The 15891-nt window shown below is 72.5% G+C and carries 9 protein-coding genes; 3 read left to right on the forward strand and 6 right to left on the reverse strand.

Annotated features, from left to right (window positions below; translation table 11 throughout):
• On the reverse strand, positions 1-712 hold a 712-nt coding region (locus ACZ7DL_RS29560; RefSeq protein WP_470778715.1), incomplete at its 3' end, for a maltotransferase domain-containing protein.
• A gap of 331 nt (positions 713-1043) precedes the next feature.
• Between ACZ7DL_RS29560 and ACZ7DL_RS29565 the strand changes: the two genes are divergently transcribed.
• Complete coding sequence (locus tag ACZ7DL_RS29565; protein WP_470778717.1) at positions 1044-3662, forward strand: glycosyltransferase family 1 protein; 2619 nt, start codon at positions 1044-1046, stop codon at positions 3660-3662.
• Between the two features lie 3 nt (positions 3663-3665).
• Here the strand turns inward: ACZ7DL_RS29565 and ACZ7DL_RS29570 are convergent, their stop codons facing one another.
• The 5 genes from ACZ7DL_RS29570 to ACZ7DL_RS29590 all read right to left on the reverse strand — a co-directional run bounded on the left by ACZ7DL_RS29570 (position 3666) and on the right by ACZ7DL_RS29590 (position 12004).
• Positions 3666-4187: a DUF1990 domain-containing protein gene (locus ACZ7DL_RS29570; protein ID WP_470778718.1), complete on the reverse strand. Its 522-nt coding sequence runs from the start codon at positions 4185-4187 to the stop codon at positions 3666-3668.
• A gap of 69 nt (positions 4188-4256) precedes the next feature.
• Positions 4257-5915, reverse strand: coding sequence for a M4 family metallopeptidase (locus tag ACZ7DL_RS29575; protein ID WP_470778720.1), 1659 nt, complete (start codon positions 5913-5915; stop codon positions 4257-4259).
• 249 nt (positions 5916-6164) lie between these two features.
• Positions 6165-8219, reverse strand: coding sequence for a M4 family metallopeptidase (locus tag ACZ7DL_RS29580; RefSeq protein WP_470778721.1), 2055 nt, complete (start codon positions 8217-8219; stop codon positions 6165-6167).
• A gap of 273 nt (positions 8220-8492) precedes the next feature.
• Positions 8493-10256 carry an ABC transporter ATP-binding protein gene (locus tag ACZ7DL_RS29585; protein WP_470778726.1) on the reverse strand — a complete coding sequence of 588 codons (1764 nt, stop codon included), beginning with the start codon at positions 10254-10256 and terminating at the stop codon, positions 8493-8495.
• A complete protein-coding gene (locus ACZ7DL_RS29590) occupies positions 10253-12004 on the reverse strand; it encodes an ABC transporter transmembrane domain-containing protein (RefSeq protein ID WP_470778727.1) in 1752 nt (583 codons plus the stop codon). The genes ACZ7DL_RS29585 and ACZ7DL_RS29590 overlap by 4 nt, the downstream gene beginning before the upstream one ends.
• Before the next feature lie 189 nt (positions 12005-12193).
• Here ACZ7DL_RS29590 and ACZ7DL_RS29595 point away from each other — a divergent pair, with 189 nt between their 5' ends.
• Positions 12194-13975, forward strand: coding sequence for an ABC transporter ATP-binding protein (locus ACZ7DL_RS29595; RefSeq protein ID WP_470778729.1), 1782 nt, complete (start codon positions 12194-12196; stop codon positions 13973-13975).
• Positions 13972-15828 carry an ABC transporter ATP-binding protein gene (locus ACZ7DL_RS29600; protein WP_470778731.1) on the forward strand — a complete coding sequence of 619 codons (1857 nt, stop codon included), beginning with the start codon at positions 13972-13974 and terminating at the stop codon, positions 15826-15828. The genes ACZ7DL_RS29595 and ACZ7DL_RS29600 overlap by 4 nt, the downstream gene beginning before the upstream one ends.
• The last annotated feature ends 63 nt before the right edge of the window (positions 15829-15891 follow it).

Genomic DNA, 15891 nt, shown 5'->3' on the forward strand with positions numbered 1-15891 from the left:
GCTCCACCAGCAACGGCATCGGGTCGGAAGCCGTCACCAGCTCCCGCAGCGGATACCGGGCCAGCAGCGCCTCCACCTCCGGAGCCAGGGCCGCCGCGAGCCGCCAGGCGGCCGGGCGGTTCTCGTTCCGCAGGGCCGCCACCGCGTCCAGCACGGGCTGCCTCTGGTCCTTCGGGACTCCGGCGGCGGCACGCTCGTACAGCTGTGCGCCCTCCGTCAGGACGAGATCGGTGTCGAGGCCGGCCGGGATCTTGATCCGGGCGTGGTGCCGCCAGGTGGCGAGCGGGTCCGACCACGCCTCCACCGTGTAGGTCCAGTGGCCGGGTTCGCCCGCGGTGACGGTGGCGCCCCAGCGGTCGGTGCCCGGGGCGAGTTCCCGCATCGGCGTCCAGGGGCCGGCCCGGCCCGCCGGGTCCCGCAGCACCACGTTCGCCGCGACGGCGTCGTGGCCCTCCCGGAACACGGTGGCGGACACCTCGAACGATTCCCCGGTCACGGCCTTGGCGGGCCTGCGGCCGTGCTGGACCACGGGACGTATGTCGAGGACGGGAACGCGGCCCAGGGTGGTGGCCGCGTCCGGGGACGACCGCTCCCCGGCGGCGGGCGGGCCGACGGCGCCGGCCTGCGCCGCGCCTTTCCTGCCCGTCGTCTTCTTTCCTGTCGTGGCCTTGCTGTTTGTCGTGGCTGCTGACGAGTGGTGCGTGGCGGGCATGACCGCTCCTGTCCGCTTCAACGTGGGTGTGGCGGATGGATGTGGGGAGGTGGGTCCTGCGGACGTGCTGTGGTGCGCCTGTGGGGTGTGTACCGGAGGAGCCTTCCCATCCGATTCGGGTGGGCAATCCGGCACTTTGTTAACTACTCACGCGTATGTCTACGCACAAGACCGGCCCCTCTGTCCGGGTGCCCGATGACCGGGACTTGACGCACTCCGACACCCCCGGCGGGTACGTCCCCACCGACCGCGCGGTAACCACTACCGTCGAAGACGACGACGAGACGTACAACGCCGTGCGTCTCACCCCGCGACGCGTCCGAGGTGGAATGTGAAGGCGATCCGTCGGTTCACCGTCCGTCCCGTTCTCCCCGAGCCCCTCCGGCCGCTGAGCGACCTGGCGCGCAATCTGCGCTGGTCGTGGCATGCGGAAACGCGCGACCTGTTCCAGTCCGTCGACCCCGAGGCCTGGGCCGCGGCCGGGGGCGACCCGGTGCGGTTGCTGGGCAGTGTGCGCCCGGCGCGGCTGGCCGAGCTGGCCGGGGACCGGCGGTTCCTGCGCCGCCTCACCGCGGCCGCCGACGACCTCGACGACTATCTGACCGGAGACCGCTGGTACCAGACGCAGTCGGACGGCCTGCCCGCCGCCGTCGCCTACTTCTCCCCGGAGTTCGGCATCACGGCCGCGCTCCCGCAGTACTCCGGCGGCCTCGGCATCCTCGCCGGCGACCATCTGAAGGCGGCCAGCGACCTCGGGGTACCGCTGATCGGGGTGGGCCTGCTGTACCGGCACGGGTACTTCCGGCAGACCCTCTCCCGGGACGGCTGGCAGCAGGAGCACTATCCGGTGCTCGACCCCAACGAGCTGCCGCTCACCCAGATGAAAGAGGCCGACGGCACCCCGGCGCAGGTCTCCCTCGCGGTGCCCGGCGGCAAGGCGCTGCACGCCCGGATCTGGCTGGCCCAGGTCGGCAGGGTGCCACTGCTGCTGCTCGACTCGGACGTGGAGGAGAACGACCACGGCGAACGAGGGGTGACCGACCGGCTCTACGGCGGCGGCAGCGAGCACCGGCTGCTCCAGGAGATGCTGCTCGGCATAGGAGGTGTGCGGGCCGTGCGGACGTACTGCCGGCTCACCGGGCATCCGGCGCCGGAGGTGTTCCACACCAACGAGGGGCACGCGGGCTTCCTCGGCCTGGAGCGGATCGCCGAACTGTGCGCCGACGGGCTGGACTTCGACTCCGCGCTGGAGGCCGTGCGGGGCGGGACGGTGTTCACCACGCACACCCCGGTCCCGGCCGGCATCGACCGCTTCGACCGGGAGCTGGTCGGCCGGCACTTCGGGCCGGACGCCGAGCTGCCGGGCATCGACGTGCAGCGGATCCTGGCGCTGGGCATGGAGACCTACCCGGGCGGCGAGCCGAACCTGTTCAACATGGCCGTGATGGGCCTCCGGCTGGCCCAGCGCGCCAACGGGGTCTCGCTGCTGCACGGGCAGGTCAGCCGGAGCGTGTTCGCGGGACTCTGGCCGGGATTCGACCCCGACGAGGTGCCGATCACCTCCGTGACCAACGGGGTGCACGCGCCGACCTGGGTGGCGCCGGAGGTGCTGCGGCTCGGCGCCCGGCAGATCGGCGCCCAGCGGACCGAGGACGCGCTGACCGTCGGCGGTTCCGAGCGCTGGGACTCGGTCGCGGACATCGCGGACCAGGAGATCTGGGAGCTGCGCCGCACCCTGCGCGAGCAGCTGGTGCTGGAGGTACGGGAGAGGCTGCGCGTGTCCTGGCGACAGCGTGGCGCCGGAAACGCGGAGTTGGGCTGGATCGACGACGTCCTGGACCCCGATGTGCTGACGATCGGGTTCGCCCGCCGGGTGCCGTCGTACAAGCGTCTGACGCTGATGCTCCGCGACCGCGACCGGTTGATGGACCTCCTGCTGCATCCGGAGCGGCCGGTGCAGATCGTGGTCGCGGGCAAGGCGCACCCGGCGGACGACGGCGGCAAGCGGCTGGTGCAGGAGCTGGTCCGGTTCGCCGACGACCCGCGCGTGCGGCACCGGATCGTCTTCCTGCCCGACTACGGCATGGCGATGGCGCAGAAGCTCTACCCGGGCTGTGACGTCTGGCTGAACAACCCGCTGCGGCCCCTGGAGGCCTGCGGCACGAGCGGGATGAAGGCGGCCCTCAACGGCTGCCTCAACCTCTCGGTGCTGGACGGGTGGTGGGACGAGTGGTTCCAGCCGGACTTCGGCTGGGCCGTTCCGACCGCCGACGGCGCCGGCACCGACGCCGACCGCCGGGACGACATCGAGGCGGCGGCCCTGTACGACCTGCTCGAACAGCGCATCGCTCCGCGCTTCTACGAGCGCGGGCGGGGCGGGCTGCCCGACCGCTGGATCGAGATGGTCCGCCAGACCCTCGCACTGCTCGGCCCGAAGGTGCTGGCCGGCCGCATGGTCCGCGAGTACGTCGACCGGCTCTACGCCCCCGCTGCCCAGGCGCATCGGGCGCTGACCCCGGACACCGCCCGGGGCCTCGCCGAGTGGAAGGCGCGGATGCGGGCCGCCTGGCGGGGGGTCAGCGTCGACCACGTGGAGACGACCGCGACGACGGCGACGGCGGAGCTGGGCAGCACCCTCGGCCTGCGGGTCCGGGTGGCACTGGGCGAGCTGACCCCGGACGACGTGGAGGTGCAGGCGGTGTCCGGGCGGGTGGACGCGGAGGACCGCATCACCGACGCCGCGGTCGTCCCGCTGAAGCCGGCCGGCAACCCCGACCTGGACGGCCGCCTCCTGTACGAGGGCCCGCTGTCCCTGGACCGCACCGGCCCCTACGGCTACACGATCCGCATTCTGCCGAGCCACCGCCTGCTCGCCTCCGGCACGGAGCTGGGCCTGGTGGCGGTGCCGTCGCAGGAGGTGGTGGAGGGGGCCGGGGTGCTGCTGCGGTGAACCTCAGTCCTTGAGACCCCGGGTGGCCAGCTCCCGGAGCACCTTGCCGCACCGGCGGGCGTACGCGTGCTGCAACCCCCGGGTCGCCGGGCCGCCCGCGCGGGCGTACCACTTGGCCGCTTTGCTGAACGCGGCGACCGTGAGCCAGACCGTGCCGTCGCCGGTGCGGTCGACCACGAAGGCCTCCTCGCCGCACTCGGGGTGGCCTTCGAGGGTGCCGTAGGCCCAGCCGGCGCGGCGGGGTTCCTCGGTGGTCCAGATGATGCGGCAGGGGGCCCTGATGACGCCGGCCAGGGTGACGGTGACGTCGACGCCGGGGGCCGCGCGGTCGGCCGTGGCGTCGAGGCCGACGCCCAGCGCGCGGTGCATCTCCCAGGTCAGGACCGCCTCGGCGGCCCGCTGGAACACCTCCGGGCCCTCGCCGAGGCGGGTGCGGACGAGCATGGGGTGGAAGCCGGGCGGGCAGAACGCCAGGTCGTCGCGGGTCGCGCCGACCGGCTCGTAGGTGAAGGGCGCCGAGGACATGGGTCACAAGGGTAGGGCGGCACCCGGAAGGCCTTCTTCCCGGGTGCCGCCCTCAGTCAAGTGGCCGGTTCAGGCGACGTTGACCGCCGACCAGGCCGCCGCCACCGCGTTGTACTCGGTGCTGCCGGAGCCGTACAGCGCGGACGCCGCGTTCAGGGTCGCCGTGCGGGCGGCCTTGTAGTTGGTCGTCGACGTCATGTACGTGGTCAGCGCCTTGTACCAGATCTGCAGCGCCTTGGCGCGGCCGATGCCGGTGACGGTGGAGCCGTTGTACGTCGGCGAGTTGTAGCTCACGCCGTTGATCGTCTTCGCGCCGCTGCCCTCGGACAGCAGGTAGAAGAAGTGGTTCGCGACACCGGACGAGTAGTGCACGTCCTTGCCGCCGACGGAGGAGGACCAGTAGTCGGCGGAGCCGCCGTCCTTGCTGGGCTTGTCCATGTAGCGCAGCGGGGTGCCGTCGCCGTTGATGTCGATCTCCTCGCCGATGAGGTAGTCACCGACGTCGTTGGAGTTGTTCGCGTAGAACTCCACACCCGTGCCGAAGATGTCCGAGGTGGCCTCGTTCAGGCCGCCGGACTCGCCGGAGTAGTTGAGGCCCGCGGTGTTGGAGGTGACACCGTGGCTCATCTCGTGGCCGGCGACGTCGAGCGAGGTGAGGGGGTTGACGTTGCCCTCGCCGTCGCCGTACGTCATGCAGAAGCAGCTGTCGTCCCAGAACGCGTTGACGTAGGCGTTGCCGTAGTGGACGCGGGAGTAGGCGGCCTTGCCGTCGTTCTTGATGCCGCTGCGGCCGAAGGTGGACTTGTAGAAGTCCCAGGTGGTCTGCGCGCCGTAGGCGGCGTCGACGGCCGCGGTCTGGTCGCTGGTGGAGCTGGAGGCCGAGCCGGTGCCCCAGACGTCGTCGGCGTCCGTGAAGAGGGTGCCGGCGGTGGAGCTGGTGCCGTGCGCCTTGTTGTACGTCTTGTGGCCGCCGCGCGTGGTGTCGTACAGCTGGTACGACGTGCTCGACTTGTACGTGTTCAGGGTGACCGTGCCGGAGTACAGGCTCTTGCCGGTGCCGGTCTCGATGCCCTGGTACTCGTAGAGCTTCTTGCCGGTGGCGGCGTCGGTGATGACGTGCAGCTGGTTCGGGGTGCCGTCGTCCTGGAAGCCGCCGACGATCGTCTCGTAGGCGAGGACGGGCTTGCCGTTGCCGGCCCAGATCACCTTGCGGGCGCCGTCCGCGGCGGTCTTGGACGAGCCGAGCGTCTTGGCGGCGGACACCGCCTGCTTCTCCGCCTTGGCGGCGGTGATCTGCGGCTTGAGCGAGGTCACCTTGATGGCCGACTTGGTCGCCTTGGTGACGCCCTGGGTCTTGCCGGACTTGGCGGTGTGGACGATCAGGTCGCCGCCGAGCACGGGCAGGCCCGCGTAGGTGCGCTCGTAGCGGGTGTGCAGGGTGCCGTCGGCGTCCTTGACGACGTCCTTGACGACCAGCTTCTCCTTGGCGCCGAGGCCTATCGCCTGCGCGGTGTCGGTCGCGCCGGCCTGGGCGTGCTGGATCAGGGTGGTGCGGGCCGCGGCGGACAGCGAGGTCGGGGCGGCGGCCAGGGGCTTGGCGGCGGCGGATCCGGCCGGGGTCTGGGCGGTGGCGCTGGTGCTCACTCCGGTGGCGAGCAGGGCTCCGGCGGCGACAGCGGTGGCGATGGCCAGAGTGGTGCGCTTGTGACGCGCGTAGAGGGGGCTCAAGGAAGCTCCTTCTCGTGGGGAGTCCGGTCAGCGTGGGGTTACTGGCCGGCGGTGTGGGGTTGTGAAGTTGCTGTGCTGCTGCGGCGGGTGGAGAGAGCGTGACATCAGGGGCGCGTACATGTCAGGCCCCTTAAGTGATGTTGGCCGAAAGACGACTGTCTGGGGAACGTTTCAGAGAGGTAAACGAGCGCTGTCCGAGGGGGCCCCACCCTCGGACAGCGCCGTGATCCCGGTCCCGTGGCGTGCGGTTTACGGGAAGGTCAGCTTCCAGCTGTTGATCGTTCCGGTGTCGTACGTGGCTTGATCCTGCACCCGCAACTTCCAGGTGCCGTTGGCCGATTCGGCCGAGGCGTTGACCGTGTAGGTCTCGGTCACGTTGTCCGCGGAGTCCGAGGAGCTGAAGTTCTTCAGCCGGTAGGCGGTGCCCGACGGGCCGACGAGGTCGATCACCAGGTCACCCCGCCAGGTGTGCGTGATGTCGACGCCCACCTGGAGGTTGCTCGGCGCGTTTCCGCTCCTGCCGGAGACCGTGATGTCCGAGGTGACGGCCGGGCCGTTGTCCGGGACGGACACCGGCGTGCTGCTCTCGTACGACGTACCGCCGCCGCCCCCGCCGCCGGAGCGCGAGCCGACCCCGACGCCCGCCCAGGCGTCCTGGACCGCCTTGTACTCGGTGCTCGTGGTGCCGTACAGCTCGCCGGCCGCGGCCAGCGTGCCGGTGCGGGCGCCCGCGTAGTTGGTGCTGGACGTCCACTTGGTGGTCAGCGCCCGGTACCAGATCTGCAGTGCCTTGTCCCGGCCGATGCCGGTGACCGGAAGACCGTCCGCCGTCGGCGAGTTGTAGCTGACTCCGTTGATGACCTTGGCGCCGCTGCCCTCGCTCAGCAGATAGAAGAAGTGGTTCGCGGGGCCGGACGAGTAGTGCACGTCGATCCCGCCGATGCCCGAGTACCAGCTGTCCTTGGACGAGCCGTCCTTGCTGGGCTTGTCCATGTAGCGCAGCGGGGTGCCGTTGCCGTTGATGTCGATCTTCTCGCCGATGAGGTAGTCACCGACGTCCGTGCTGTTGTTGGCGAAGAACTCCACGCCCGTGCCGAAGATGTCCGAGGTGGCCTCGTTCAGGCCGCCGGACTCACCGCTGTAGGTGAGGTTCGCGGTGGCGGCGGTGACGCCGTGGCTCATCTCGTGGCCCGCGACGTCGATGGCGGTCAGCGGCTTGGCGTTGCCGGAGCCGTCGCCGTAGGTCATGCAGAAGCAGCTGTCGCTCCAGAACGCGTTCACGTACGAGTTGCCGTAGTGCACGCGCGAGTAGGCGCCGACGCCGTTGTTCTTGATGCCGCTGCGGCCGAAGGCGTTCTTGTAGAAGTCCCAGGTGACCGCGGCGCCGTAGTGCGCGTCCGCACCCGCGGTGGCCGCGTTGGAGTTTGTGCCGTTGCCCCAGGTGTCGCTGGACTGCGAGAACAGGGTGCCGGTGCCCGAGGTGCCGTGGTTCAGGTTGTACGTCTTGTGGCTGCCGCGCGCCCCGTCGGTGAGCGTGTACGTCGAGCCCGACTGGGTCGTGGTCAGCGTGACCTGCCCGCTGTACTGGGTGTTGCCGATGCCGTTCTTGATGGCCTGGAACTCGTGGAGCTTCTTGCCGGTGGCGGCGTCGGTGATGACGTGCAGCTGGTTCGGGGTGCCGTCGTCCTGGAGGCCGCCGACCACCGTCTCGTAGGCGAGGACGGGCTTGCCGGAGCCGGCCCAGATCACCTTCCGGACGCTGTCCGCGGCCGACTTCGTCCCGCCGAGCGCCTTCGCCCGCCGCACGGCCTGCTGCTCGGCCGCGGCCTTCGACACCGCCGGGGTGAGCCCGGCGACCTTCAGCGTGGCGTTCGTCGCCCTGATGACCTCCATGGTCTTGCCCGACCTGGAGGTGGTCACGACGAGGTCGCCGCCGAGCACCGGCAGGCCCGCGTACGTCCGTTCGTACCGGGTGTGCAGGGTGCCGTCGGCGTCCTTGACGACGTCCCGGACGGCCAGCTTCTCCTTCGAGCCCAGGCCGAGCGAGCGGGCGGTGGCGGCTGTCCCGGCGTCGGCGTGGCGGATCAGCTCGGCGCGCTGCGACGACGTGAGCTTGACCGCCACGTGGGCCGGGTTGGCTCTGCCGTCCTGCGGCTTCGCCGGCGCGGCGCCGGCCGCGCCGGCCTGGACGGCGGCGGCGATCAGGGCGGCGACACCGGCGAGGGCGACGGTCGCGGTGCGGCGGGGCGCCGTGGGGCGCAGTGCTGTGTGGGAGGTGCGTCCGCGAGAGAGATTGCTTCTCAACACTGACTCCTTCTGCGTGACCGCGGGTCGCGCGGCCAGGGGAGACCGGACGGTGGGTTGGGACGTCCGGGCAGAACAGGGCGTTACGCGAAAGCCACGTGCAGGTGCGGAGCCGGCTCAACAGACGTGCGCAAACTGTGGGGTTGCTGTGAGTCGGTCTGGGAAGGGTGGCAGGAGATCTCGCCATCTGTCAGGACCGCGTCACAAAGTTGGCCGGAAATGGTTCGTTGACCGGATGTTCATGTTCGCTATGCGGACGGTTGGGGGTGGGGGTCACCGCTCGGGCGTGTCACCGTGCCACGTCCGCCACAGCGCCGCGTACGCGCCGCCGGCCGCCACCAGCTCCTCGTGCGTGCCCAGTTCGGTCAGCCGGCCGCCCTCCATGACCGCCACCCGGTCCGCGTCATGGGCCGTGTGCAGGCGGTGAGCGATGGCGATGACCGTACGGCCTTCCAGGACCGCGGCCAGGGCGCGTTCGGTGTGCCGGGCCGTGGCCGGGTCCAGCAGGGCCGTCGCCTCGTCGAGGATCAGCGTGTGCGGGTCGGCCAGGACCACCCGGGCCAGGGCCAGTTGCTGCGCCTGCGAACCGTCCGTCGGCAGGCCGCCCGCACCCAGCCGGGTGTCGAGACCGTCCGGCAGATCGCGCACCCAGTCGTCGGCGCCCACGGCCGCCAGCGCCGCCCACAACGCGCCGTCGCCCGCCGACGGCTCGGCGATCAGCAGGTTGTCGCGGACCGTGCCCAGGAAGACGTGGTGCTCCTGGGTGACCAGGACGACCTGGCGGCGCAACAGCTCCGGCGCCAGATCGGCCACCGGCACCCCGCCCACCGTCACCGTGCCGGACCCCGGCCGGTCGATGCCCGCGAGCAGCCGGCTGAGCGTCGTCTTCCCGGCGCCGGACGGCCCCACCACCGCCAGCCGTTCCCCGGGCCGTACCGTCAGGTCCACCCCGCCGAGCACCTCGCCGCCGCGCTCGTACGCGTACCGCACCCCGCGCACGTCGATCCGGTCGTCCGCCGGCACCGCCGACGCCTCCGCGCTCGCGTCACGGGGCGCCCGCGCCAGCCCCTCCACGCGCGCGAACGAGGCGCCGCTGCTCTGCAGTTGCTCCACCCGCATCAGGATCTGGTCCAGCGGCTCGGTGAACTGCCGCAGATACAGCGCCGCCGCCACCACCGTGCCCACCCCGACCGCACCCCGCGCGTGCAGCCACCCGCCGAGCAGCAGCACCCCGGCCACCGGAACGGTGTACGTCACCTCGACCGCCGGGAAGAACACCGACCGCAGCCGCAGGGTGTACAGGCGGGTGCGGCGGGAGGCGTCCAGCGCGTCCCGGCTCGCCGCGATCCGCCGCTCCCGCAGCCGGAACGCCTCCACGGTCCGCGCCCCGGCCGCCGTCGCCGCGACGATCTCCGCGACCTGCGAGGTCGCCGCGCCCTCGGCGAGATAGCCGTCCCGGGCGCGCCGCAGATACCAGCGCAGCGCCAGCCAGATCGGGGTGAGGCCGAGCAGCCCGAACGCCCCCAGCAGCGGGTCGAGCGCGAACACCGCGCCCAGCATGAAGACCGCCTGCACGGTGTTGACCAGCAGCTCCGGGCCGACGTCCCGCAGCGTGGTGCCGACGGCCGCCACGTCCGCCGTGCCCCGCGCGGTCAGATCACCGGTACCGGCCCGCTCCACCACGGACGCGGGCAGCGCCAGCACCCGCTGCACGTACTCCTCGCGGACCCGGGCCAGCGTCCGCTCCCCGAACCGGTGCCCGACGTACCGCGCCCAGCGGGCCAGCAGCACCTGTGCCAGCGCGCCCAGCACGATCCACAGCGCCAGCCGGTCCACCGCGCCCACACCGTGGCCGGCGCGCACCTCGTCCACGATCCGGCCGACCAGCCAGGGCCCGGCCAGCCCCGCCGCCGCGGCCAGCGCGTTCAGCAGCAGCGCGGCGACGAACGCCCGCGCGTCGGCCCGCACCAGCCGCACCGCGGCCCGGTGCACGGCCCCCCGGTCCGCGACCGGCAGCAGCCTCTCCCCGGCGGTCACCGTACGGCCCCTTCGACGCCCTCCGCGCCCTCGGCGTCCTCCGCGTCCTCTGTCCCGTCGGTGTCGCGCGCGACCAGTGCCCGATAGCGCGGCTCCTCGGTCAGCAGCCGGTGGTGCGGGCCGGTCGCCGCCACCTTGCCGTCGGCCAGGAACACGACCGTGTCCGCGCGGTCCAGCACCAGCGGAGACGTCGTCGTCACCACCGTCGTACGGCCGTCCCGTGCCGCCCGCAGCCGCTCGGCGACCGTCGCCTCGGTGTGCGCGTCCAGCGCGGAGGCCGGCTCCACGGCGAGCAGCACCTCCGGGTCGGCCAGCAACGCCCGTACCAGGCGCAGCCGTTGCCGCTGCCCACCGGAGAGGCTGCGGCCCTGCCCGGCCACCGCGGAGTCCAGCCCGTCCGGCAGCCCGCGGACCACGTCCTCGGCCGCCGCCGCGTACACCGCCCGGCGCAGTGCCGCCTCGTCGGCCCGGTGCGCGGCGGCCACCACCTCCCGCAGCGGCCCCGCGAACAGGTCCGCCTCGTTGTCCGCGACCAGGATGCGCTGCCGTACCTTTGCCAGCGGGACCGCGTCGAGCCGCACCCCGCCCCAGGTGGCGTCGGTGGGCCCGTACCGGCCGAGCCGGTCGACCACGGCGGCGGCCTCGGCGGGCCGGGCGGCGGCCAGCGCGGTCAGCCGGCCCGGCACCACCCGCACCCCGGACGCCGGGTCGTGCAGCTCGGCCGGCCCGGCGGGCGCCGGCCGGGTGCCGGTGGCCGCTTCCGGTTCCAGCCGCAGCAGGCGGACCACCCGGCGCGCGGCCACCACGCCCCGGTTCAGGTCGTAGGCCATCTGCACGAAGAACGCGACGGGGCCGATCAGCACTGCCACATAGCCGTACACCGACACCAACTCGCCGATGCTGAGGGCGCCTTGTGCGGTGAGCCGGGCCGCGAGCCAGGTCACCACGGCCAGGAACAGGGTGGGCAGGCCGACCCCGAGGGCCTGGACCCAGCTGGCCACCGCACCCACCCGGTACCCCTGCGCCCGCAACCGCTGCGAGTCGCTCCGGAACGCGTCCGCGAACAGCCCCTTCCCGCCCAGGCCGTTGAGGACACGCAGCCCGCCCGCGAGGTCGCCGATGCGGGCGGCGAGCACCCCCTGCCGCTCCCGGTACTCGCTCTCGGCACCCTGAAGCCGCAGCGTCAGCGGCCCGGTGAACAGCGCGATCACCGGCAGCCCGAGCAGCACCACCGCGGCGAGCGGGGCCGAGACCCCCAGCAGCAGTCCGGCCACCACGGCGTAGACCACGATCGCGCCGACGCCCGGCCCGACCACGGTCAGCGCCTGCGCGAGGGTCTGTACGTCCCCGACCCCGATGGTGACGACCTCGCCGGCCCCGGCCCGGCGCGGCAGCGCGGCACCCAGCCGCACCACATGCCCCACGACCACCTTGACCGTACGGAAGTTGGCGTCCATCCGCACCCGGGTCATCGCCCGGTGCCGCAGGATGCTCAGCCAGGCGTTCACCGACCCGACCACGAACATGGCCCCGGTCCACCAGGCGAGCACCCCCGGCCGGCCCGGCACCAGCCCGTCGTCCACGGCCCGCGCCATCAGATACGGCTGTGCGGCCAGCAGCACCATCCAGACACTGCCCAGCAGCGCCCCGGCCGCCGAACGCCCCGGCTGACACCGCACCAGCCACCACAGATACCGCCAGCCGCCGCGGGTGTCCGGCGTGCCCGGATCCTCGTACGCGTCGATCATGCATCCCCCGATCCGCTCGGCTCGCCTGGGCGTGCGGGTCTGACAGCAAACCTCCAAACTATCGGGGCCGCAGACGGCCGCTCCACCGAATAACGGACAGCGGGCCGGGAGTCGTAGGACCAACGCCCGATCCCGGTCCGGCCAAAACTCGGTGGGCGTTGTCAGTGGCGGTCCGTACGCTCGCGATTGATGCCCTCGACACGTGCAACCACCGACCGCTCCGCCGTACGCACCCTGCTGCGGCTGTGGCCGTACGTCCGACCCGTCCGTGCACGGCTGTTCACCGCCGCCTTCATCGCGGTCGTCGCCTCGTGCACCGGACTGGTCATCCCGCTCGTCCTGAAGTGGCTGGTCGACGGGCCGGTCGCGGACCGCGACCCGGCGGGCGTGTGGCTCGGCGCGCTGTATCTGCTCCTGCTCGGTGCGGCCGAGGCGACCCTGTTCGGCATACGCCGCTGGCTCGTGGCCCGTCCGCTGTCGCACGTCGAGGCGGAGATGCGGGCGGACCTCTACCGTCATCTCCAGCGGCTGCCCGTCGCCTTCCACGACCGCTGGGCGTCCGGCCAATTGCTCTCCCGCGGCACCACCGACCTCATGTTGCTGCGCATGTTCCTGGCCTTCCCGCTGACGTTCCTGCTCGTCAACGGCGTCACGATCCTCGTCGGCGTGGTGATCATGCTGATGCAGGACTGGGTGCTGGGCCTGGTCATCCTCGGCCCGGCCCTCCCCGTCATGTGGACCTGCGTGGTCTTCGAACGGCGGTACGCGGAGGTGGCGCGGCTGGCCCAGGACCAGGTCGGGGACCTGACGACGGTGGTCGAGGAGAGCGTGCTCGGCATCCGCATCATCAAGGGTTTCGGCCGTCACCGCAGCCAGGCCCGCGCCTTCCGCGTACTGTCGGGCCGGCTGCGGGGCACCGAACTGCGCAAGGCGCGGCTGCTGGCCACCATCTGGGGGGTCATCGTGACCCTGCCGGAGGTGGCGATCGGGGCGGCACTGGCCCTCGGCGCGGTGCGGGTGGCCGACGGCGACCTGTCCGCGGGCACGCTGGTCGCCTTTCTGAGCACGGCACTGGCGCTGCGGTGGCCGGTGGACTCGATCGGGTTCCTGCTGGCGATGAGCCAGGAGGCGGCCACGGCCACGGAGCGGTACTTCGAGGTGATGGACGAGGTGCCGGAGGACCGGCCGGGCGGGGGAGGCGCGACCGCCCACGGCCGGACGGCCTCCGACGGTCTCCGCTTCGAGAACGTCCAGTTCCGCTACCCCGACGCACCCCCCGGCTCCCCGCCCCTCCTCACCCACATCGACCTCCACATCCGCCCCGGCGAGTCCATGGCACTGGTCGGGGCCACCGGCAGCGGCAAGACGACCCTCACCGCCCTCGTCCCCCGGCTGCACGAGGTCACCGCCGGCCGGATCACGCTGAACGGCGTGGACATCCGGGCGATGTCCCGCGCGGAACTGCGCACCAAGGTCGCCGTGGCCTTCGAGGAACCCACGCTGTTCTCCGCCGGCGTCGGCGAGAACGTGCTCATGGGTGCCCCGGACGGCGCCGGGAAGCCGGAGCTGGACCGGGCTCTCGCCATCGCCCAGGCCGACTTCGCGCACGCTCTCCCGCAGGGCACCGACACCCGCGTCGGCGAACAGGGCCTCAGCCTCTCCGGCGGCCAGCGGCAGCGCCTCGCGCTGGCCCGCGCGGTGGTCGGCCGGCCGGAGTTCCTCGTGCTGGACGACCCGCTGTCCGCCCTGGACGTGCACACGGAGGCCGCCGTGGAGGCCGCGCTGCGCCAGGTCCTCGCCGACACCACCGCGCTGATCGTGGCCCACCGCCCGTCCACGGTGCTGCTCGCCGACCGGGTGGCCCTGCTCTCGGGCGGACGGATCGCCGCCGTCGGCACCCACCACGAACTGCTGCGCGGCAACGCCGAGTACGCCCACCTGATGTCCGGGGAACAGGAGGACTCCCGTTGACCACCACCACCGCCTCCATCCCCGCCGTCGACGACGACGAACCCGCCCGCCCCCAGGACGCGGGCGACCCCTTCGACCGGGACGGCCTGCCCACCCCGCCCGGCGCCACGGCGGCCCTGCTGCGCTCGCTGCTCGCGCCCCTGAAGGCCCGGGCCGCGCTCGCCACGCTCCTGCTGCTGCTCCAGCAGGCGGTGGTGCAGGCGGGCCCGCTGCTGGTGGCGTACGCCCTCGACACCGCCGTACCGGCGTTCCGGGACCACCGGCACGGCCCGCTGATCGTGGTCGCCGTCGGCTATCTGCTGTGCGCCCTCGCCTCCGGCGTGCTCCAGTTCGCGTTCATCGAGACCTCCGCGCGGGTCAGCCAGGACGTGCTGCTGGACCTCAGAGGGCGGATCTTCCGGCACGCGCAGGCACTGAGCATCGACTTCCACGAGCGGTACACCTCGGGCCGGCTGATCTCCCGGTCCACCACGGACGTCGAATCGCTGCGCGAGCTCCTCGACGAGGGGCTCCAGGAGCTGGTGACCGTCGTCCTGTCCTTCGTCTACATCTCGGCGATGCTGCTCTGGCTGGACCTCGGCCTGGGCGCGGTCGCCGTGGCCTCCTTCGTGCCGCTGTATCTCCTCGTCCGGCTCTACCGGCGGCGCGCGGGGCGGGTGTTCGGCGCGCGGTCCACGGCGATCGCGGCGGTGATCGTGAAGTTCGTGGAGACGATGAACGGCATCCGGCCGGTGCGCGCCTTCCGCCGGGAGGCCGCCAACGACGCCGAGTTCGCGGTGCTGAACGAGCGGCACGAGCGCACGAACGGGGACGCGCTGCTGGAGATGGCCCGCTATGTGGTCGGCTCCCGGCTGGTGGCCAACACGGCGGTCGCGGCGATCGTGCTGTGGGGCGCCCACCGGGTGGCGTCCGGCTCGCTGGCGCTGGGTGTGCTGGCGGCGGCGGTGCTGTATCTGCGCCGGCTGTACGACCCGATCGACCGGCTCGGCATGTTCCTGAACTCCTACCAGTCGGCCGCCGCCTCCCTGGAGAAGATCGCCGGTCTGCTGGCGCAGACGCCGTCCGTGCCGGAGCCGGCCGTACCCCGCGAACTCCCGCCCCGAAACGCCGAGTTCCCCGGCCGCGAGGTCGTCTTCGACGGGGTCGCGTTCGGCTACCGCACCGGCGGCGAGGTGCTGCCCCGCTTCGATCTCACCCTGCCGGCCGGGCAGACGGTCGCGGTGGTCGGCTCCACCGGCGCGGGCAAGTCGACCCTGGCCAAACTGCTCGCCCGCTTCTACGACCCCTCCGCCGGGCGCGTGCTGCTCGACGGCGTGGACCTGCGCGAGCTGGCGATGCCGGAACTGCGGCGCGGGGTGGTCATGGTGACGCAGGAGGCGTTCCTGTTCTCCGGCACGGTCGCCGACAACATCGCGATCGGCCGGCCCGACGCCACCCGGGAGGAGATCGAGCGGGCCGCGAAGGCGATCGGCGCGCACGAGTTCATCACCGCCCTGCCCGACGGCTACGACACCGACGTCCGCAAGCGCGGCGGCCGCATCTCCGCCGGGCAGCGCCAGCTGGTCGCCTTCGCCCGCGCGCTGCTCGCCGACCCGGCGGTGCTGATCCTGGACGAGGCGACCAGCTCGCTGGACATCCCGGGGGAGCGGGCGGTGCAGCGGGCGATGTCGACGGTGCTGCGGGGCCGTACCGCCGTGGTGATCGCGCACCGGCTGTCCACGGTGGAGATCGCGGACCGGGTGCTGGTGATGGAGCACGGCCGGATCGTCGAGGACGGCCGCCCGGAGGAACTCATCACCGGAACGGGCCGGTTCGCCGACCTCCACCGGGCGTGGCGGGACAGCCTGGCGTAGAGGGAAGTCGATCCGGTCGGGCTCGTCGCCGCTGTCGTCCTTCGCCCGGCCCAGCAGGTCCTC

It is taken from the genome of Streptomyces sp. NPDC036984 (genome assembly GCF_055607665.1).

Bases quoted from the DNA above. Each gene is read 5' to 3' on its own strand.
- ACZ7DL_RS29570 (WP_470778718.1), bottom strand. From the start codon at position 4,187: ATGTCCTCGGCGCCCTTCACCTACGAGCCGGTCGGCGCGACCCGCGAC.
- ACZ7DL_RS29595 (WP_470778729.1), top strand. From the start codon at position 12,194: ATGCCCTCGACACGTGCAACCACCGACCGCTCCGCCGTACGCACCCTG.
- ACZ7DL_RS29590 (WP_470778727.1), bottom strand. From the start codon at position 12,004: ATGATCGACGCGTACGAGGATCCGGGCACGCCGGACACCCGCGGCGGC.